Source organism: Paenibacillus haidiansis, from assembly GCF_036553665.1.
In the GTDB taxonomy this organism is placed as follows: domain Bacteria; phylum Bacillota; class Bacilli; order Paenibacillales; family Paenibacillaceae; genus Fontibacillus; species Fontibacillus haidiansis.
The window spans coordinates 19,932-41,353 of the sequence record NZ_JAZHPZ010000018.1 but is presented as its reverse complement, the minus strand read 5'-3'; the positions used below and the strand labels follow the sequence as shown (position 1 = coordinate 41,353).

Below are 21,422 nucleotides of genomic sequence, written 5' to 3'. Positions count from 1 at the left end.
GGAGAGAGTTCATCATGGAGGATACTTGCTGCGGTCAAGGCGGAGTGAACCAGGAACGGCTGGACCAGGTCCGGGAGGTCATTTCCCGGTTCCGGATGCTTCAGGGTCCGCTGATCCCCGTGCTGCATGAAGTTCAGGACATCTTCGGCTATTTGCCGGAGGAAGCGCTCCGGATCGTCTCCGAGGAACTGGAGCTGCCGATGGCGGAAATTTACGGCGTGGCGACATTCTATTCATTCTTCTCGTTGGAGCCGAAGGGGGAATATGTCATCCGCGTGTGCATGGGGACCGCTTGTTATATCAAAGGGGCGCAGGCCGTTCTGGACCGGCTGTCCCAGGAGCTTGACGTTCCGGTGCAGGGCACGACCGCGGACGGGAAATTCACGCTCGATGCCACGCGCTGCCTCGGGGCTTGCGGGCTCGCCCCGGTCATGACGATCGGGGAGAAAGTCTACGGCCGATTGACGCCGAACGAAATTCCGAAAATCCTGAAATCGATGCGTACGCCCGCCCATACGCATTAAGGGGGAAAAGACATGAAAACGTTGGTTGATTTGGAAGGGATCCGTACGGTTGCCCTGCAGCGGCTCGTACGGCGGCAGCTCGGCAAAGTGGAGGAGGACAACGTCGGCGTCGCCCAGCGGTCCGTGATGATCTGCGGCGGCACGGGCTGCGCCTCGTCCGATTCCATGCTGATCGTCGACGCGTTCCGTCAGGAGGTCGCGAGCCAGGGGATCGAAGAGCAGATCGATATCGTGCGTACCGGCTGTTTTGGACTTTGCGAATTGGGGCCTGTGGTGATCATTTACCCGGAGGAGGTCTTTTACAGCCGCGTAACCTTGGAAGATGTGGCTGAAATCGTTGAAGATCATTTGCTGAAAGGCCAGATCGTCGAGCGACTCGTGTACGAGGCGTCGATCGAGGACGGCGCGATCAAGCCGCTGCAGGAGGTCGACTTCTTCCGCAAACAGATGCGGATTGCGCTGCGGAACTGCGGGCTGATCGATCCGGAAGAGATCGAAGAATATATCGCGATGGGCGGGTACAAAGGGCTGCATAAGGTGCTGACCATGTTCAAACCGGACGATGTCGTCCGCCAGGTGAAAGAGTCCGGGCTTCGGGGCCGGGGAGGCGGGGGGTTCCCGACCGGGGTGAAGTGGGAGACCGCCGCAAGACAGCGGAACCCGCAGAAATATATTATCTGCAACGCCGACGAGGGCGACCCGGGCGCGTTCATGGACCGCTCCATTCTGGAAGGGGATCCGCACGCGGTGCTGGAAGGGATGGCGATCGCCGGTTATGCCATCGGCGCGAACCAGGGATTTATCTATGTCCGGGCCGAGTATCCGATCGCGGTAAAGCGCATACAGCTCGCTATCCGTCAGGCGCGGGAATACGGCCTGCTCGGGAACAAGCTGTTCGGTACGGATTTCTCTTTTGATGTCGATGTGCGTCTTGGGGCCGGCGCATTCGTATGCGGGGAAGAAACCGCGCTCATGAATTCAGTGGAGGGCAGACGGGGAATGCCGAATCCGAAGCCGCCGTTCCCGGCGGTGAGCGGGCTTTGGGAGAAGCCGACCATCATCAATAACGTGGAGACGCTCGCCAATATCCCGCAGATCCTGCTCAACGGACCGGCCTGGTATGCCGGAATCGGAACGGACAAGAGCAAGGGCACCAAAGTATTCGCGCTCGGCGGCAAAGTGGTGAATACCGGGCTGGTCGAGGTGCCGATGGGGATTACGCTGCGCGAGGTAATTTATGAGATCGGCGGGGGGATTCCGGGCGGCAAGGCGTTCAAGGCGGTGCAGACCGGCGGACCTTCCGGCGGCTGTCTCACGACCGAGCATCTGGACCGCCAAATCGATTACGACACCTTGCTCAGTCTGGGCTCGATGATGGGCTCGGGCGGCATGCTGGTCATGGACGAGGAAACCTGTATGGTCGACGTGGCCCGTTATTATCTCGATTTTACCCGGGACGAATCGTGCGGAAAGTGCGTGCCTTGCCGGGTCGGCACCAAACGGCTGTTGGAGATTCTCGATAAGATTACGGAAGGCAAAGGGACGATGGAGGACCTGGATAAGCTGGAGGAACTGTCCGAGCAGATCAAAGCGGCTTCCCTTTGCGGTCTGGGGCAGACGGCGCCGAATCCGGTGCTGTCCACATTGAAATATTTCCGCGATGAGTATGTAGCCCATGTCGTCGACAAGAAATGCCCGTCCGGCGTATGCCGCTCTCTTGTCTCGTTTATCATCGAGGCCGAGAAATGCAGAGGCTGTGGCCTCTGCGCCCGGAAGTGTCCGGCGAACGCGATTACGGGCAAGATCAAGGAGCCTTACTATATCAACCCGGATCTGTGCATCAAATGCGGGATTTGTATGGACAGTTGCAAGTTCGCCGCCATCTATAAAAGCTAAAGGTGTGAGGAGATCGACATGGATACCGTAAAATTGTGGATCGACAATATCGAAACGGAAGTGCCCCGGGGAACGACGGTTCTCCAGGCCGCCCGCGATTTGGGCGTGTATATCCCCACTCTTTGTCATATGCAGGGCGTTAATCATTCGTCCAGCTGCCGCGTCTGCCTGGTGGAATCCGGGCCCCGCTTAATCGCATCCTGTACGCTGGCGGCCGAGGAAGGCATGCAGATCCGAACAAATACGCAGCGGGTGCGGGACGCGCGCAAAACAACGGTGGAACTGATCTTATCCGATCATAATCAGGAATGTCCTTCCTGCTCACGCAGCGGCACCTGCGAATTGCAGGATGTCGCCAAGCAGACCGGCGTGCGCCAAGTCCGCTATATCGGCGAGAAATCGCACAGCCTGGTCGATTTCTCTTCGCCTTCGATGCTCAGGGACACCTCCAAGTGCATCCTATGCGGGCGCTGCGTTGCGGCTTGCAGCAACATTCAGTCTGTCGGGGCGATCGGCTTTATGAACCGCGGCTTCGACACGACGATCGGCCCGGCCATGGGTAAACCGATTGGCGAAAGCGTTTGCGTGAACTGCGGTCAATGTATTATGGCTTGTCCGGTCGGGGCGCTGCAGGAACGGGAAAATATGAACGATGTCTGGCAGGCGATCGCCGATCCCAACAAATTTGTCGTCGTGCAGACCGCTCCGGCGGTGCGCGTCGCCTTGGGCGAAGAATTCGGCATGCCGGTCGGCACGCGGGTCACGGGTAAGATGGTGGCGGCGCTGCGCCGGATCGGTTTCGACAAAGTGTTCGACACCGATTTTGGCGCCGATCTGACCATTATGGAGGAAGGCACGGAGCTGCTGCATCGGCTGGAAACAGGCGACAATCTCCCGCTGATGACTTCCTGCTGTCCGGGCTGGGTGAAATTCGTCGAGCATTTCTTCCCGGAGATGCTGGACAATTTGTCGAGCTGCAAATCGCCGCATGAAATGGAAGGAGCGCTTATCAAGAGCTATTTCGCTCAGATGATGGATATCGATCCGCGGCGGATCGTCGTCGTTTCGGTGATGCCGTGCACCGCGAAGAAATTTGAAGGCCAGCGGGAAGAGCTGGGACACGACGGACTTAAGGATATAGATTATGTGCTGACGACCCGGGAACTCGCCTGGATGATCAAGGAGGCCGGGATCGATTTTGTCCATTTGCGCGGTGAAGATTTCGACAATCCGTTTGGGGAAGCGTCGGGGGCCGGGGTTATTTTCGGCACGACGGGCGGAGTGGCCGAGGCTGCTCTTCGGACAGTATTTGAACTGGTTGCCGGAGAAGAACTGGACACGGTCGACTACATTGCGGTACGCGGCTTGGAAGGAATCAAGGAGACAACCGTCGAGCTGCCGAACGGGAAAACGATCCGCACCGCCGTCGTCCACGGCTTGGGCAATGCCAGGAAGCTGATGAACATGATTCGCAAAGGGGAACGCAAATACGAATTTATCGAGGTCATGGCCTGCCCCGGCGGCTGCATCTGCGGCGGCGGCCAGCCGCATGTCCCGGCAGCGCTGCGGGACCGGATCAATGTGAAGGCGGAGCGGGCCAAAGGAATCTATGGCGAGGACGAGGCGTCCGCTGTCCGCAAATCGCATCGCAATCCGTATATCAAGCGGGCCTATGAGGAATTTTTGGATCGCCCGAGCAGTTCCAAGAGCCATACGTATTTGCATACTCATTACAAAGTGCGCTCCCGTTATTAACGGGAGCCTCACGCTTCTTAGACTATTTTGATAAGTGGGGAAAAGCCATCAACTCAGCAGGGGGTATTCGGATGAGCATTGTGCGACAGGAGGTTGCCGATTTTATTCGGGAGGAAGAGATTGAAGCCTGCCTTGCCCATGGAGCGGTGGGGGCGAGGGATCAAGCCCGGGTCAGGGAGGTGCTGGAGAAGGCGAGAATGTCCAAAGGGCTAAGTCCATGGGAAGCGGCCATTTTGCTGAATGTAGAGGACGAGGCGATTTTGGAGGAAATCTATCATACGGCCCGTGAGGTGAAGGAGCGAATTTACGGAAACCGCATCGTGCTGTTCGCCCCTTTATACGTCAGCAACTATTGCGTAAACAACTGCGAGTATTGCGGATACAAGCATTCCAACAGCGATCTGCTCCGCCGCCGCTTAAACCGGGATGAGCTCATCCGTGAGGTGGAGGTGCTTCAGAAGCTGGGACACAAGCGGCTGGCGCTGGAGGCCGGAGAGGACCCCGTAAACTGTTCCATCGATTATATTCTTGAATGCATGGAGACGATCTATTCGGTCAAGGTCGATAACGGCAGCATCCGGCGGATTAACGTCAATATCGCCGCGACGACCGAGGGAAATTACCGTAAGCTGGCGGAGGTGGGGATCGGGACGTACATCCTGTTCCAGGAAACTTACCACCGGCCTACCTACCGAGAACTTCACGGGCAGGGACCCAAGCGGGATTACGACTGGCATACCACCGCGATGGATCGGGCGATGCGGGCCGGCATCGACGACGTGGGCGTCGGCGTGCTATACGGACTGTACGAACCTAAATACGAGACGGTAGCCATGCTGCTGCATGCGGAGCATCTGGAGGAGACGTTCGGGTGCGGGCCCCATACGGTGTCCGTGCCGCGACTCCGGGCCGCCGAAGGGGTGGATTTGCACCGCTTTCCGTATCTCGTAAGCGACCGGGATTTCAAAAAAATCGTGGCCGTCATTCGGCTGGCCGTCCCCTACGCCGGAATGATTCTGTCCACCCGCGAGGACGAAGGGTTCCGTGATGAGGTGATTAAGCTCGGCATCTCGCAAATCAGCACGGGCTCGCGCACGGGGGTCGGCGCATATATTAGCTCGTATGAAGGCGAGCCGACCGGGGAAACGCCGCAATTTGAGGTGGGGGATCACCGTTCCCCGCTGGAGATGATCAAGACGCTCTGCCGGGACGGCTATGTGCCAAGCTATTGTACGGCCTGCTACCGGGAGGGGCGGACGGGCGACCGCTTCATGCGCCTGGCCAAATCCGGTCAAATCCATAATGTATGCCATCCGAATTCGCTGCTCACCTTGCAGGAGTATTTGCTCGACTACGGCGACGAGGAGGCCCGGGAAATCGGCAAATCCGTGATCGAACAAAACCTGGACCGGATTCCCAAGGCTGCCGCCCGGAAGGCGACGCTGGACCGGCTGGCGCGGGTGGAGGCGGGGGAACGGGATTTGCGGTTCTAATCCTCCTGACCGGCGGAACGGGTGCTACTGAAAGCTGCGTAAAATAATGGCGGCGGTACAAGGTGTTTAATGCCTCGTACCGCCATTTTTATGTTATGCGGACAACATAAGTTGTAGATAGTGCAATATTTTGGTGCCAATGCGCGGGCCGGCTGAGTTCATGATGCAGAAAATACAACAATTCGCCGGGAGCCCGGGAAAATTCGGATGAATCCGGGCAAATTGTTGTAAAAAATGCAGCTTTCGTCGGCGTTGGAGCCGGACGGCGGTAGAAATGTTGCAATTGATGCAACATGGAGCGCGGAACGGCTGCCAAGCTGCCATCTGCTATATGCTGTGCTGGTGGGTGAGCTGTTCTTGCTTCAGTGCCACATGCCACATGCTGGCACTACTTGGGATAAATCACCGGCACCCGGGCGTTGGCGCCGATTCCTCCCAGGCCATGACGGCCGAAGGGAACAATTCGATCGCCCGCGGGAAGATGCCGTGCACGTAGGCGATCAGCACGCCGTAATTGACGATCGGCACGCCGGCGCCCAGCGTTTCGCCGATGCGGTGCTGCATCGCCCGGCGGTTCAGCATGCAGGCGCCGCAATGGACGACCAGTGCGTAGCTGTTCAAGTCCGGCGGGTAGCTGTAGCCGGAGGCATGATCGATGTGGAGCTGCTTGCCCGTGACTTGTCTAAGCCAGCGCGGAATTTTCACGGTCCCGATATCGTCCGATTGCTGGTGGTGCGTGCACGCTTCGGCGATCAGTACACTGTCCCCGTCCTGTAAGTTTTCGATGGCGCGCGCGCCTTTGACGAGCTCGTTCAAATCCCCCTTGTGGCGGGCAAACAGGATCGAGAACGAGGTAAGCGGAACCTCCTTCGGGGTATCGGCGGCCACCTTGAGGAAGACCTGCGAGTCCGTGATGACAAGCCGCGGCTTCCGGCCAAGCCGATCCAGGGTCGCCTTCAATTCATGCTCCTTGGTCACGATCGCGATGGCGTCGCTCTCCAGAATGTCGCGGATCGTCTGCTGCTGCGGCAGAATCAGCCTGCCTTTGGGCGCGGCCTTGTCGATCGGCACCACCAGCACGACGAAATCGCCGGGCGAAATCAGATCGCCGACGATGCGGAACCGTTCCTCGTCATGCGGAAGAGCAGCGATGATGGCCTGCTTCAGATCGTTCACGCCCGATCCCTCCATCGCGCTGAACGCAACGCATTTGACGCCGAGCTTCTCACCCATGCCCGCAGCGATCTCCCCTGTGTTCGGAACCGTATCGCTCTTGTTGATAACGGCGATGACGGGAATGCCCTTGGCCCGGAGCTCGGCGAGCAGCTCGAGGAAGAAATCGTCCGCTCCGGTCGCGGCATCGGCGACCAACAGGGCGAGATCGGTGCGGCTCACGATCTCGCGCGTTTTCTGCTTGCGCAGCTCGCCGAGCATGCCCTCGTCGTCCAGCCCGGCGGTGTCGATCAGAACGACCGGGCCCAGCGGCAGCAGTTCCATCGCTTTATAAACCGGATCGGTCGTCGTTCCCTTCACCGGGGACACGACGGCAATTTCTTGTCCGGTCAAGACATTGATCACGCTCGATTTCCCTACATTGCTCCGGCCGAAGATGGCGATATGAATACGTTCCCCGCGCGGTGTGGCGTTCGGATTCAAGCTCATGCACGACTCCCCCTATTTGCCGGGTATGCCCGGCTTGGTGACTTGCAGCGGACTCAGGATTTCCCCCACCTGTTCGGCAGTCAGGAGGCCGCGCTCCAGGACGATGTCTTCCACGGATCGTCCGCTTTCCTGGGCGGCCTTGGCGATCACGGAGGCAAGCTCGTAGCCGAGATGATGCACTAGCGCCGTAGCCATCACGGTGGACTGCCGCAAGTGGGCTTCGCAGCGCTCCCGGTCCAGCGCGATGCCACGTACGCAGCGCTGCTCGAACAATTGCACGGCACGGGTCAGAATTTCGAGCGATTCGAGCAACGATTCGGCGATCAGCGGCGAGAACGCGTTTAATTCAAGCTGGCCGCCCGCCGCGGCCCAGCTAATCGCGGCATCGTTGGCGATGACCCGCATGGCGGTAACGCCGGCCATCTCGGCCATGACGGGGTTGACCTTCCCCGGCATGATCGACGAGCCGGCTTGCACAGGCGGCAAGCGGTATTCGCCAAGCCCTCCGGCCGGGCCGGAGGCGAGCAGCCGCAGATCGTTCGCGATCTTGAGCAGCGTGACCGCCGCAGCCTTGAGCAGCCCGGAGACCTCGACGAAAACATCCATATTTTGCGTCGGGTCGATCGGGTATTCGCTGCGGCATAGGCCGAGGCCGGTCAGATCCTGCAGCACTTCCGTCACCTGATATATATAGGCCCGCGGGGCTCCGAGACCGCTGCCGATCGCGGTGCCGCCGAGATTAATCTCCCGCAGCCGCTCCTCGGCCTTGTACAGCCGCCAGCGGTCGCGCGCCACCGCCTTGGCGTAAGCGCCGAATTCCTGGCCGGCCATCATCGGCAGCGCATCCATGAGCTGCGTCCGGCCGAGCTTGAGGCAATCTGCGAATTCCTGCTCCTTGGCCTGCAGCGCCTCCTGCAAGGAGGCGTACGCTTCACTGAGCTGCCTCAGCAACGAAATCGCGGCGATTCTCAGCGCCGTCGGGTAGACGTCGTTGGTCGACTGGCAGCAATTCACATGATTCAGAGGATGGACAAGGGAGTAATCACCTTTTTGCCCGCCCATAAGCTCGATCGCCCGGTTGGCGATCACTTCGTTTACATTCATATTCGTCGACGTGCCTGCGCCGCCTTGCAGCGCGTCAACCACGAACTGATCCTGCAAAGCGCCGTCCAGGATTTCATCGCAAGCAAGGACAATAGAGCGGGAGACGGGACCGGGGATGAGGGACAATTTGCCGCAGGTGACGGCGGCCGCTTTTTTGACGAGGACGATGGCGCGGAACAGACGGGGACTCGAGGGCCTTCCGGACACGGGGAAATTATCCAAGGCGCGCGCGGTATGAATGCCGTAATAAGCATTTTGCGGAACTGCCTTTTCTCCCAGCAAATCGGCTTCCATCCGGCAGCCTTCCGCCCGGGCGGCGGTTGTTGCGGTTCCTTTCTTCATCAAGGATTCGCCCCTATCGTACAATTGGTATGACTTTCCTCCATCGTAAAAGAATGCGATTTCCTCTACTGTAAAATTGATCACGGCGGCCCGTTATTTTCATTTCCGGCACAGGCTTATGTTCTAAAGGAAAGGAACCGCCCATAAGCTATTGGTAAGAAGGAGGGGTACATGCCATGGTCGAACAAGGGAAAGGGAAACGTCAGGAGCTGCATTTGATGCAAAGAAAGCTGCTCGAGATCTCGGGCGTCCTGAACGTGGATAGCTTTGACAACGAGGAGTTTTTGCTGCAAACCGAACTTGGGCATCTGACGATCCGCGGGCATAATTTACATATTAAAAACCTGAATCTGGAGCAGGGACTTGTCAGTATAGAAGGCCAAGTCAACTCTTTATCATATTTGGATCCGGGCTCCCGTCCCAACGGTAAAGGGCTGCTCGGCAAGCTGTTCCGATGAATTTGGAAACGCAATGGGCGACGCTTCTGTGGATGCTGCTGTGCGGGGGAGCTATGGGGATCGCCTTTGACAGCTACCGGGTCGTATCGGGACAGCTTCGCTTCCCCCGCTGGAGCGTGCATGTACTGGATTTATGCTATTGGCTCGCGGCCGCGCTGTTCGTATTCCGGACGTTGTACCATGTCAACCAGGGGGAACTCCGGTTTTACGTATTCCTTGGCCTGTTTCTAGGCGTTTGGATTCATTTTTTGATTCTGAGTGTTGTAATTGAAAAATTTGTGGTAAATTTAATAAAGGTAGTTCAAAAGATTTACAGAATAACCATTCGGATATGGCGGTTGACCGTAGTCACACCTGTCAAGTGGCTGTTGAAGGGGATACGGCTGCTGCTCGGATTCGCCTGGGCTATATTGCTTTTTTTGGGGAGGGTGACACTGTCCCCGATTTGGAAACTTTTGGCCTGGGCCACAAGACCTATATGGAAAAAGTTGTGCTTACCGGACAGGCTTCATTCTGTTCGGGAATGGGTAATCAAATTATGGAACCGCTGGTTTAGCAAAGAATAAAAGTACGGGAGGTGCTCCGATGCGCGATACGGCGGCAAGAACAAACCGAAATACAACCAATAATAACGGGCCTGCCGTGAAATCCGCCGGAGCGCGCAGACGGATGCGGCTGTGGATGAGCTTCATGGTGCTGTTCCTCGGCTGGGCGGGTTATACCTACATCGACCAATCCGGCGAGATCGGGAACAAGCAGCATGAGCTGGCCGAACGCCAAGCCGTCAAGGATGAGAACGATCAGGCTTTAAACCAGTTGAAATATGAACTCAACCGACTGAATGATCCCGAATATATCGGTCAGATTGCGATGAAGAAATACGGACTTTACAAACCGGGTGAAATTCCGGTCCGCGTATCGGAGTCAGAATCCGGAAATGACTGACCCCATGCGGGATATACGGCTGTTGACCTTGTTTGACTCATTTTGTATAATCAAATCACCGCAGTCATGATTTCAAGGCCTGGCTGTATATTTTTAAGGGAGGATCATTTTATTTTATGTCAATAGAAGTGGGCACCAAGTTAGAAGGAAAAGTGACAGGCATCACGCATTTCGGAGCATTTGTGGATCTGTCAGGAGGTGTCACGGGTCTCGTTCATATCTCGGAGATCGCAGACAACTATGTTAAGGATGTCAACGATCATCTGAAGATCGGCGATGTTGTGACCGTGAAGGTTATCAACGTCGACAAGGACGGCAAGATCGGACTTTCCATTAAGCAAGCCGTCGATAAACCGGTAGAAGCCAGACCGCCACGCGCACCGCGCAGCGATCGTCCGGGCGGTAGAGACGGAGATCGGCCAGGCGGAGGATTTAACCGGGATCGGGGAGGACGTCCTTTCAAGCCGCAGCCGAACAAGGCCTCTTTTGAAGATAAAGTCTCCCGCTTCCTTAAAGATAGTGAGGAGCGAATTTCGTCACTGAAGAAGAACACGGAAGGCAAACGCGGAGGACGCGGAGCCAAACGTATGTAATACAACATTGAATATGAACTTCCGCAGGCACTCTTGCCTGCGGTTTTTTGTTTTTCGCCCCGTTTCTCCGCCCGCTTACTATTTTTGTCGTCTACCCTGCCTCAAGCGACAGGTTACAACGCAATCCACGCCTGTCTTTGGACGAACTGGCAGGAAATGTCTAATGGGACGACTTCCATACATACGAACATAGGAACGCCTTAAGAAGCTGATCCGTACGGCAGGCTTGGGTTCGCGCTGTTTCGAAGGCCGCACTCAATTTGTCGGAAATTTCTTTTGACTCGGCTCCGGTAATTGACAAACTTTCCGCCCGCGCCCTCCTATAATGGGACATACCTTACAAAAATGGAAAAGGCGGTGCCAGGTAATGGAGAAATGGAATGTAATCCCATTTCCGGGAATGAAGAGAACGAAGAAGCAAGTAAGGGAATCATGGGGAGATGCGTTCAGGCAGCTTCCGATTGTAGCGGCCTTTAGCAGGTTTTTTGCGGCCAATAAGTGGAACGGTTTGTTCTTATTGATGAGCTTCCTGCTGGGGAAGGCGGTGATCCTGGACGAGCTGTCCCCGTTTGCCGCGGCCTTCTTTGCGGTCATTATGTTTCTAAGACGGGATATCGCCGTGATTGCCGGGGCGTCGATGGTCGCCGGAGCGATGCTTGTCTCCGGGAATCACGCGCTTTTGATCGCCGCGGAGCTGCTCATTTTCTTTCTAATCCATAAAGGAATGGAAGCGTTCGAACGCGCGGATGTGTCGTACGCGCCGCTCATGGTGTTCACTAGCACTTTCCTGGCGCTGCTGTTCGAGACGGTAATCGGCCCTTCTCTGACATGGTACGCCTTTTTGATGACGGTGATGGACGCGATCCTCAGCTTTGTGCTGACGCTCGTATTTATTCAAGCGGTTCCGATCTTTACATTCCGGAAAAGGAACTACCAGCTGCGCACGGAGGAAATTCTCTGCCTTGTCATTTTGCTGGCGTCGGTGATGACCGGATCCGTAGGTTGGGAGATATCCGGCTTATCGATTGAACATATGCTCACGCGATATTTAATTCTGCTGTTCGCCTTGGCCGGCGGCGCTACGCTGGGTGCCTCGGTCGGGGTTGTCACGGGGCTGATCCTCAGCCTGGCCGACACCTCGGCACTTTATCAAATGAGCCTGCTCGCTTTTTCGGGCATGCTGGCCGGGATGCTGCGCGAGGGACGAAAATGGGCCGTCGGCTTCGGCATGCTGCTCGGCTCTTCCATCCTTTCCTTATATCTGACCGGTCCGGCGGAGGTGATGTCCTCAACCTGGGAGAGCTGCGTCGCGGTATTCTTCTTCTTACTGACGCCGAAAAGCGTCGTCGGTTCGATTGCGAAATACATTCCCGGCACGCAGGACCATACGAAAACCCAGCATGAATACGCCAAACGGATGCGGGAGGTGACCGCGGGCCGGGTATCGCAATTCTCTCAAGTGTTCAAGCAACTGTCGCGCAGCTTCGGACAGATCGCCAGCTCGGGGGAGATCGCCAAGCGGAGCGAGGAAGTCGATCATTTTATGGACGCGGTCACCGAGGGGGCGTGCGCAACCTGCCACCGGCGCAATATGTGCTGGGACGGGAAATTCTATCAAACTTATAAACTTATGACGGAGATGATGACGGCCGTCGAAGAGAATCCGAATTTGACCAAGGAGGGCCTGCCCGCCAAATGGAGCAAAATGTGTGTGAAGACCGATCAAGTGTTGGCCGTCATGAAACGGGAATACAATCTTTATCAACATGATATGCACTGGAAAAGGCAAATATACGACAGCCGGCTGCTCGTAGCCGAACAATTATCCGGCGTATCGCAGGTGATGGAAGACCTGGCGAGGGAGATCGAGCGCGAGGGACAAGCTTTGTACAAACAGGAGGAACAAATCCGCGAAGCGCTGGAAAAGATGGGCCTGTCCATTCACAGCATCGATATCGTCAATCTGGACCACGGCAATGTCGAAATCGAGATCGTTCATGCCTATACCCGCGGCTTCGACGAATGCCGGAAGATCATCGCCCCGCTCTTGTCCGATATTTTGGGCGAGCATATCGCCGTGGTGGCCGAGTCGGCGGCTAGCCGGCGCGACGGTCTGGCCACGGTGACGTTCGGATCGGCCAAGACGTACGAGGTGGTCACCGGGGTGGCGGGCACGGCCAAAGGCGGGGATCTGCTGTCCGGGGACAGCTTCAGCGCGATGGAGCTCGGCAACGGAACCTATGCGGTGGCGATCAGCGACGGGATGGGCAACGGAGAACGGGCCAGATTGGAGAGCAGCACCGCGCTGAACATTTTGGAGCAGCTGCTGCAATCGGGTATGGACGAGACGCTGGCGATCAAGTCGGTCAATTCGATATTGATGCTTCGCTCGCCGGATGAGATTTACGCCACGGTCGATATGGCGCTGATCGATGAATATTCGGCCCGGACGACCTTTTTGAAGATCGGCTCTTCCCCGAGCTTTATCAAGCGGGGACAGGAGGTGATCCCCGTCTCGGCCAGCAATTTGCCGATCGGCATTATTCAGGATATCGAAGTCGACCTGGTTACCGTTCAGCTGTATCCGGGCGATACGCTGATCATGATGACGGACGGTGTATACGATGCTCCGGGGTACGCCGTCAACAAGGAGCTGTGGATTAAACGGCTGATTCAGGAGATCCGGTCGGAGGATCCCCAGGAAATCGCCGATAGTTTGCTGGAATCCGTGATCCGCTATCAAAAGAATGTTATTCAGGACGACATGACGGTTGCCGTCGCCAAAGTGGATCATTTTTTACCCCAATGGTCGACGCTGCATATCCCGGGGATCACCCGGCTGGAGCGTCCGCGGACCGTAAGCTAGGTACGGGGACGGAGAGATTTTTCGACAAAGATAAGGACAAAAGTCACAAATTCGACAAAAAATTGGGTTAATTTTCATGGGAATGTTTTCAAGTATGTAGTAACATGGACCTTGACTATCCTGGTAATCCACCAAATATGGCATCATTTCTCAAAATTTTAAATAAAATCTTGGCAAAACTGCCGAAAGGCAGTGACGCAAAGCTATAGGGACTAATTCCTCTACAGGGGAGATGTCAGCCAGTTGCCTGAAAAAAATGGTAACCTATAGTTTTTTTCTACAGGTTATCTTTTTTTTGCCCTCAAACCGGGTATGCCTTACCATTCTCTCACAGAAAGGAGTCTTAGTAGTGAAATAGGTTTTGCAGTTCACAACAAGGCATCATAACATTACTGACGGAAAGAGGAGACAAGAAATGAAGCTGCCAAGATGGGGCGGTTTTCGCCGCTGGAGCACTGTTACGAAGAATATGGTTATAACGAGTTTATCCATTCTGATGACCGGCGTGATCCTGATCGCCTCCAGCTACTATATTCAAGGCGAAGTCTTGACGAACCAGCTGGAATCGGATTCGCAAAAGGTCATGGAAGCGTGGATTAACAAAGTGACTCCGGCCGAAGCCGCCGAAGCGATGAACAACACGGATCGGAACTCGCCGGTTCAACAAAAGCTGACGCAAATTTTCGATGATTTATCCGCAACGCATCCGAATGTGGCGCAAGGTTATATTTTCGGCGCCGAAGTAGTCGACAAGAGTACGCTTATGATAGCGTTTCCAACAGCTGTATTGGACATGTTCGAAGGCGAGAACCTCCATTTGGGGGACATGCTCGGACAGCCCGATATACATATCCAAGGCGTTGATGAGATGCTGAAGACCAAAAAGATTACCTTCACGGAACCTTATAAAGACGATTACGGTACCTGGTTGACCGTGCTTTATCCGTTCCAGGACGAGAGCGGCAAAGTGTTCGCCTACATGGGCATGGACTTCGATGCCAGCCTTATTTTAAAAGGACAGCAGGACTTGTTGAAATATACCAGCCTTGCATTGGTTGTTATATTACTGGTCATTCTAACGTTTCAATATATCTCGCTGAGACGGACTTTCGCTCCCGTTAAAGGATTGATGAACGCGCTGGAGAAGCTGAGCCAGGGCGATTTTAGCGTTCAATTGGAGACGAACGGAAGTGAGCTGGGACGGGTCAACGAGAAATTCAATGTCACGGTTTCGAACATCAGAGACCTGATTACAACCATAAAAGGGGTGTCCACCCAATCGGCCGAGCAGGCTCGCGTTTTGTTCACGGCTTCCGAGGAGAATCATCAAAGCTCTGCGAACATTACCACCCATATCGGCGAAATTTCGGACAAGGTGTCTCAGCAGAGCAAGTCGATTTCGGAAAGCGTGACTTCGCTGGAGGAAATCAACTCCGGGGTCAATACGATCGCGGGAAGCACAGCCCTGTTGTCTGAGGCTTCTTTGCAAATGAAGACGCAGTCCGAGATAGGCGGGGAAAACATCGGCAAAGTCATGAAGCAAATGGACTCGATTCACCAATCGGTGCAGCATTCGGTGGCGTCGATCGAGCAGCTACAGAAGCGTTCGGGTGAAATCGAGGAAATCGTGCAGGTCATTACGCAGATTGCGGCGCAAACCCATCTTCTGTCACTGAACGCCAGCATCGAAGCCGCCAGAGCGGGGGAAGAGGGCCGCGGTTTTGCGGTCGTAGCGAATCAGGTGAAGAAGCTTGCCGAAGAATCGGGCAAGTCCGCCGAGAAAATCGCCGACCTCGTCCACTACATCCAGAACGAAACGCTGACCGCCGTCAATGCCATCGGCGAGGGGGAGCGGAATGTGGAGGCGGGGATCGATATCGTCAAACAAACGGGCGAGCTTTTCTACAATATATTGGAGGCCACCGATTCCATCACAAGCCAGATTCAGGAGGTTTCCGCTTCAACGGAAGAAATGGTGGCGGAAACCGAACAGATTACGGCTACTATCAAACAGATCGCCGTATTGGCGGAAAGAAATGCGGACGTATCCGAGCATATCAAGTCCAGCGCGCTGGAGCAGCGCACGTCTGCGGGTAAAGTTATGGGTTCGGCGGAAAGCCTGAATCAAATCTCAGGGGAACTAGAGAAAGTGGTAGAAGGTCTGAAATTATAGAGAGAGAAGTCAAGGAGCTGAATTCGAGTGGGTACCTTACTAATGGACCGCATAATCCGGGATTTTTGGACGAATGAACTGCAGCCGCCGCTTTCCGGATTCGACATTTATACCGACTATTCCAAAATCGACGCAAAAGGAGAAATGGCGCAAACCGAATACAAGCTGGATATTTCTAAGGCCTTTAAATCGGGATTAAGCTCGGATATCGATTTTAATTTATGGATGATGGCCTGTTATTTCACTTTTTTATACCGAATGAGCGGCGAGAACGATCAAATCGTAGGCGTGATAGATGCCTGCGGGAATTTGCTGCCGCTTCGGATGCACTGCGAAGCGAAGACCTCATTTCGCGGATTGTATCAATCGCTTTCGGACAAATGGAAATCCCTCGATTTCGCAGCGCTGCCGCTAAAGGAGATTGAACGGATTACCGGCCATTCGCCTCTCGTACGGACGATCTTCGGGGAAGCCGCCTGCGCTTCGAGCTGCCTGAACTGGCACGTAAAGGAGCGGGAAGGCGAAATCCGGGTTCAAATTTCGTATGACAAAAACCTGTTTAAAGAACAAACCGTTCTCAAGTTCGCCGCCCACTATGGGCGGATTGTAAATGCGGCGTTTGAAGACGGGGACCGGGCCATCGGAAGTATACCGATGTTGACGGAAGAGGATATCACGGCTTACAGCGAATTGAATAATACGGAGAGGGTCTGGCCATCCCTACCGGCCGGCATTCCCGATATGCTGAGCCGGACCGTGGAGCGTTTTCCCGACCGCATCGCCTTGTCTTCCGAGAGCCGTACGCTAACCTATACGGAGGTGGATCGCCTCTCCAATCAAGTAGCCCGGAACCTGCTTTCGCGGGGGCTCGGCAAAGGAGAGTACGTGTCCATCTTCATGGAGCGCAGCTTAGAGGCCGTGATCGCTATGCTCGGGGTCGTGAAAGCGGGCGGCGCTTATGTGCCGCTTGATCCGGAACACCCGGAAGACAGGAACTCTTACATTATCGCGGATACCCGTTCCCGGACGGTAATTACGAAGGAAGTGTTCAAGCCGAAGCTGGAATCGCTTCTGGCGGGAGGGGAGACGGAAGTATCCCTGCTTTGCCTCGACACGCCCCTTGCGGACGACTCGGCCGATCTGGTAGGTGTCTTAACCGGTCCGGAAAATGTAGCTTATGTCATTTATACGTCGGGGACGACCGGCAGACCGAAGGGAGTTCTGATTCCCCATGCCGGCGTCGTCAATCTGTCGCTCGCAACCGTAGATCAGCTCGAAATGAGCGAGACGGATGTGATTCTGCAATACTCCACATTCAGCTTCGACGCCTCGGTGTACGACATTTTCAGCGCGCTGTGCTGCGGCGCAAGACTGCACCTGTTGAACAATGAGCAGCGCTATTCGGTCGATTCGTTCACTTCGAGCATTGTGGAAACCGGTGCGACGCGCATCGGCATTTTGCCGACGGTATTCTTCAACCAGTTGTCCGCCTATTTGAGCGCGGAAGACGGGTTCAAATATCGCGGGATTCGCAGCTTTGTGATCGGCGGAGAGGCCCTGACGGGGGAATCGGTGCGCGCGCTGCAAAGAAAGCTGCCGCACCGGCCGGTCATTGTCAACGCGTACGGGCCTACCGAGGTGACGGTCGCGACGACGACCTTCAAGCTCGACGGGCCGATTCCCGACGACTGGACCACGGTCAGCATCGGCAAGCCGCTTGCCAATTACGAGGTACTGATCGTGAATGAGCAGGATCAGCTATGCCCGATCAATGTGGCGGGCGAGCTGCTGATTCACTCCGTAGGGCTGGCCAGAGGGTATTTGAATCAACCGGAGAAAACCGCGGAGGCGTTCGTCCCGGACCCGGTAAATCCGGGATCGGGCAAGCGGTATTACCGCTCCGGCGATCTCGTGCGCTTGCAGAACGGGGGCAACATTGAATATGTGGGCCGCAAGGATCTTCAGGTCAAAATCCGGGGTTACCGGATCGAGATCGGGGAAATCGAGGAGAATTTGGCCAAACATCAGGATATGAAGGATGTTGCCGTGATCGCCAAAGCGGACGCGACCGGGGAGAAGCAGTTGGTAGCCTTCTATACGGCCAAGGCTGGAGCCTCGGCAAGCAAGGCGGAGCTGGCGGCGTTTCTGAAGACGAAGGTCCCGGCTTACATGGTTCCGAGCCATTTCATATGCCTGGAAGCCATGCCGGTGTCGCCGACCGGGAAAATCGACCGCAAACGTCTGGCCCTCTATGAGCTCCCATTGGCCGGGGAGGAGTCCGAGGATTATGCGGCACCGGAAAATGACGTGCAACGGGAAATAGCGGCCGCTTGGGAAAGGGCGCTGAAGCGCAGCTTTATCGGCATTCACGACGATTTCTTCGAAATCGGGGGCCATTCGCTGAAAATTATTGAGGCGCTGGTACTCTTGAAGCCCAGGTTCCCTATGCTGAAGATTAACGATTTCTTTACATATCCTACCGTAGCGAAGCTGTCCGAGCGGGTGAAGGAGCTTGGAGGTGCTGTTTCCGGGGAGAAGGCGGCGCCCGGAATGACCGGGGAGCCGGTCGATCTGGCGGAATATCCGCGGAGGTTTGGCCGTAAAGCCCCGTCTCCGAAAACCGCCAGCCCGCAGAATCATATTCTGCTTACCGGCGCTACAGGTTATCTCGGTTCGATGCTATTGTACGAATTGCTCCGTTCCTCGGATGCGCTGATCTACTGCCTGATTCGCTCCGTTCACGGAGAAGACGCCTACCAGCGGCTGACCCGGGTGATGCGCGGCTATTTCGGCCCGGAAATCGCCTCGATGATGGAAGGGCGGGTCTTCGCCGTGCAGGGTGATTTGGAGCAGCCGGATTTAGGGCTGAACGAACGCGTTCAGACCTTGCTGGACAGCCGGATCGATTCCATCATCCACTGCGGGGCGGAGGTAAAACACTTCGGCGATCCGGCGTACTTCGAGCGGGTCAATGTCGAAAGCACCGACCGGCTCTTATCCATGGCCCGCGGGAAAAACGTCCGCTTCCACTACGTCTCGACGCTGGGCATTCCCGAGGATTTGGCCTTTGAAGGGAAGTGGGAGCGATTCACCGACCGGAACGGCTACGATTATTCGGTATCGACCGATAATGTCTACACCAACAGCAAACTGGCCGCGGAACGTATCGTCGTCAGAGCCTGCGAGGAGGAAGACGTAGCCGCGACGATTTACCGCATCGGCAATTTGTCCTGCCACTCGCAGACGGGCGAATTCCAGCGGAATATCGACAACAACGCCTTTTATCGAATGCTGAAGGCGATGTTCCTGCTCGGCAAAGCCCCAAGCGTTGACTGGCAGGTTGATTTGACGCCGGTCAATTACGCGGGTGAAGCGATCGTGGCTTTGGCGCTTCAGGAAGAGACGGCCGGACGTCTGTTCCACATATGCAATCCGGTGCAGCTTCCTTATAAGCAACTGGTCGATTGTTTCCGTGACCTAGGCTATAGGGTCGAGCTGCTGGATTGGCCTGCATATGAAGCCTGGCTGCTTGACGCCGGCCAGCGGAAAGACAGCATAGGTGTGGAGCTGGCTATGGCCCAATTGGAGGGTGACGGAGCCAAAAATTCGCCGTTTAAGTTTGCCTGTCCGCAAACGAGCGAGTTTTTGGCCGGAACGACGGTCGCCTGCCACGCCCCGGACCGGGAATACATCGCCCGGCTGGTGCGTCACGCCGTCTCCGTCGGCTATTTTCCAAGACCGGATAAACCTATAGAAGCGTAAAGCAATAAGCCTCAAACTGCTTCAAAAAGCGGCTTGTCTTATTCCCAACCGGTACGGGATAGGGCAAGCCGTTTCTATTGACTCTTTCGTCGGGTTTGAATCCTCTCTCTGCTGGAAATGATAGAAAAGAGAGTCTTTCAGAAAATAGAATGAAAGAAAGCGGGGATTCCTATGAAGCAAATTATGCTGATTACCGACGGCTGCTCCAATGTGGGAGAGAGCCCGGTTATGGCCGCGGCTTTGGCCAAACAGGAAGGAATTATCGTCAATGTCGTGGGGATTGTCGATTACGGAACGATCGGCGAGCTCGGCAGCTTGGAAATTGCGGAAATCGCCAAGGCGGGCGGCGGGATGAGCTCGCTGTCGGGGACGCAGAAGCTGGCGCAAACGATGCAGATGTTGACCAGAAAGACCGTGGTTCAGACGATTCAGCACGCGGTTAATAAAGAGTTAAAGCAAATCCTGGGCAATGCTTCCGTCGAGGAACTTCCTCCGGAGCAGCGTTCCCAGGTCGTGGAAGTGATTGACGAGCTAAGCGAAACGAGCTCCTTGGACGTAGCGCTGTTAATCGACGCGAGCGCCAGCATGAAGCCGAAGCTTGCCGCCGTGGAGGAGGCGATCCGCGATATGATGCTCAGCCTGGGCGCGAGAAAAGGAAGCAGCAGGTTGGCCGTGTTCCATTTCCCCGGCTCACACGGCGGCGAGGATGCCGTGCTCGATTTGGACTGGACGACCGATCTCGGTTCGGTACGCTCCATCTTCCAGCGGATTGCGATGCGCGGGGCGACCCCAACCGGCCCGGCGATCCTGAAGGTGATGGAATTCTTCCAATATGGTACACTTAAGGGACACGAATCCAAGAACTGGCCGGAGGAACCGGATAGAGGAGAAGGGATACTCGGTGACTACGTCGTCTAAATTGAGCCTTGCGCAAGGAACGGTAGTAACCGGCCGCTGGAAGGGCGGGCAATATCGGATTGAGCGCCTGCTCGGCCAAGGGGCCAATGGCGTTGTTTATTTGGTCAGGCAAGCGGACAGCTCGAAGCGTTATGCGCTCAAAATGGGCTTCGACACGGTCGATATACAATCGGAAATCAATGTGCTGAAGGCGCTGCAGCGGCAAGAACGGCGGCGAAGCGGCACGGGGCGGGATCTTTCTTATCTGGTGGAAGTCGATGACTATTCCGTCCAGGGCAGGGAGATTCCTTTCTATGTCATGCGATATGTGAAGGGCGAGCCGCTTCGGCCCTTTCTTGCCCAGAGAGGCGCAGAGTGGCTCGGGATCGCGGGTTTGCATCTGCTGCGGCAGCTTGGGCAGCTGCATGAGAGCGGGTGGGTATTCGGCGATCTGAAGCCGGAGAACGTGCTGGTGTCACCCTATGGCGAAGTCGAACTCATCGATTACGGCGGAGTCAGCAGTATGGGACGGAGCGTAAAGCAGTTCACCGAGTGGTATGACCGCGGGTTCTGGGGGGCCGGAGGGCGAACCGCCGACCCGGCCTATGACTTGTTCTCCTTTTCGGCCGTGTGCATTCACCTGCTTGCCGAAGGCTCGTTGAGACAGGCGGCGACGCAGCTTCCGCAAACGCGAAGCTACCATGATTTGCTGAATATCGTTCGTTCCGAGCCTGCTTTGAAGCCCTACAAAGTCTGGCTGGAGCGGGCGATCACAGGGCAATTTCGGGATACGTGGGAAGCGTGCCGATTATGGAAAGAACTCGTTACGGCCCCTTACCGCCGGCGCAAACCGGCAGCCTCGACTCCGCGCTGGCTGGTGGGCGCTTTCGCCCTGGCATTAACCTTGCTGGGCTGCGCCCTTTATTTGACTTTTATTCTATAGTGGAAAGGA

At 55.9% G+C, this 21,422-nt stretch carries 15 protein-coding genes and 1 riboswitch; of the genes, 13 read left to right on the top strand and 2 right to left on the bottom strand.

Annotated elements, in window-relative coordinates:
- The first annotated feature begins 14 nt into the window (after positions 1 to 14).
- The 4 genes from nuoE to hydG all read left to right on the top strand — a co-directional run bounded on the left by nuoE (position 15) and on the right by hydG (position 5,668).
- Positions 15 to 524 carry an NADH-quinone oxidoreductase subunit NuoE gene (gene nuoE, locus V3851_RS23325; RefSeq protein ID WP_331848913.1) on the top strand — a complete coding sequence of 170 codons (510 nt, stop codon included), beginning with the start codon at positions 15 to 17 and terminating at the stop codon, positions 522 to 524.
- A 12-nt stretch (positions 525 to 536) separates the two neighbouring features.
- Positions 537 to 2,420 (top strand): NADH-quinone oxidoreductase subunit NuoF, encoded by a 1,884-nt coding sequence (gene nuoF / locus V3851_RS23320; protein WP_331848912.1) that lies wholly within the window; start codon positions 537 to 539, stop codon positions 2,418 to 2,420.
- 18 nt (positions 2,421 to 2,438) lie between these two features.
- Positions 2,439 to 4,175 carry an NADH-dependent [FeFe] hydrogenase, group A6 gene (locus tag V3851_RS23315; protein ID WP_331848911.1) on the top strand — a complete coding sequence of 579 codons (1,737 nt, stop codon included), beginning with the start codon at positions 2,439 to 2,441 and terminating at the stop codon, positions 4,173 to 4,175.
- Between the two features lie 71 nt (positions 4,176 to 4,246).
- Entirely contained in the window at positions 4,247 to 5,668 is a 1,422-nt protein-coding gene (hydG, locus tag V3851_RS23310; RefSeq protein WP_331848910.1) for a [FeFe] hydrogenase H-cluster radical SAM maturase HydG, read from the top strand.
- Positions 5,669 to 6,070: 402 nt separating this feature from the next.
- On the opposite strand, the gene hydF is transcribed toward hydG, so the two are convergent.
- Positions 6,071 to 7,324 carry a [FeFe] hydrogenase H-cluster maturation GTPase HydF gene (hydF, locus tag V3851_RS23305; RefSeq protein ID WP_331848956.1) on the bottom strand — a complete coding sequence of 418 codons (1,254 nt, stop codon included), beginning with the start codon at positions 7,322 to 7,324 and terminating at the stop codon, positions 6,071 to 6,073.
- Between the two features lie 18 nt (positions 7,325 to 7,342).
- Positions 7,343 to 8,728, bottom strand: coding sequence for an aspartate ammonia-lyase (locus tag V3851_RS23300; protein ID WP_331848955.1), 1,386 nt, complete (start codon positions 8,726 to 8,728; stop codon positions 7,343 to 7,345).
- Positions 8,729 to 8,952: 224 nt separating this feature from the next.
- Here V3851_RS23300 and yabP point away from each other — a divergent pair, with 224 nt between their 5' ends.
- The 9 genes from yabP (at position 8,953) to V3851_RS23255 (ending at position 21,413) form a co-directional block, all read left to right on the top strand.
- The gene (gene yabP / locus V3851_RS23295; RefSeq protein WP_331848909.1) at positions 8,953 to 9,234 is read left to right on the top strand and encodes a sporulation protein YabP; all 282 of its coding nucleotides are present in this window, start codon (positions 8,953 to 8,955) and stop codon (positions 9,232 to 9,234) included.
- The gene (yabQ, locus tag V3851_RS23290; RefSeq protein WP_331848908.1) at positions 9,231 to 9,800 is read left to right on the top strand and encodes a spore cortex biosynthesis protein YabQ; all 570 of its coding nucleotides are present in this window, start codon (positions 9,231 to 9,233) and stop codon (positions 9,798 to 9,800) included. Before yabP ends, yabQ begins: the two co-directional genes overlap by 4 nt.
- Before the next feature lie 19 nt (positions 9,801 to 9,819).
- Entirely contained in the window at positions 9,820 to 10,179 is a 360-nt protein-coding gene (locus V3851_RS23285; RefSeq protein ID WP_331848907.1) for an FtsB family cell division protein, read from the top strand.
- Positions 10,180 to 10,295: 116 nt separating this feature from the next.
- Positions 10,296 to 10,772 (top strand): S1 domain-containing RNA-binding protein, encoded by a 477-nt coding sequence (locus tag V3851_RS23280; protein ID WP_331848906.1) that lies wholly within the window; start codon positions 10,296 to 10,298, stop codon positions 10,770 to 10,772.
- A gap of 367 nt (positions 10,773 to 11,139) precedes the next feature.
- Complete coding sequence (spoIIE, locus tag V3851_RS23275; protein WP_331848905.1) at positions 11,140 to 13,638, top strand: stage II sporulation protein E; 2,499 nt, start codon at positions 11,140 to 11,142, stop codon at positions 13,636 to 13,638.
- Between the two features lie 162 nt (positions 13,639 to 13,800).
- Positions 13,801 to 13,889: riboswitch (cyclic di-GMP riboswitch) on the top strand.
- Positions 13,890 to 14,053: 164 nt separating this feature from the next.
- A complete protein-coding gene (locus tag V3851_RS23270; RefSeq protein WP_331848904.1) occupies positions 14,054 to 15,811 on the top strand; it encodes a methyl-accepting chemotaxis protein in 1,758 nt (585 codons plus the stop codon).
- A gap of 27 nt (positions 15,812 to 15,838) precedes the next feature.
- Positions 15,839 to 19,573 (top strand): non-ribosomal peptide synthetase family protein, encoded by a 3,735-nt coding sequence (locus V3851_RS23265; RefSeq protein ID WP_331848903.1) that lies wholly within the window; start codon positions 15,839 to 15,841, stop codon positions 19,571 to 19,573.
- Between the two features lie 171 nt (positions 19,574 to 19,744).
- Positions 19,745 to 20,491: a vWA domain-containing protein gene (locus V3851_RS23260; RefSeq protein ID WP_331848902.1), complete on the top strand. Its 747-nt coding sequence runs from the start codon at positions 19,745 to 19,747 to the stop codon at positions 20,489 to 20,491.
- A complete protein-coding gene (locus tag V3851_RS23255; RefSeq protein WP_331848901.1) occupies positions 20,475 to 21,413 on the top strand; it encodes a serine/threonine protein kinase in 939 nt (312 codons plus the stop codon). The genes V3851_RS23260 and V3851_RS23255 overlap by 17 nt, the downstream gene beginning before the upstream one ends.
- Positions 21,414 to 21,422: the final 9 nt, after the last annotated feature.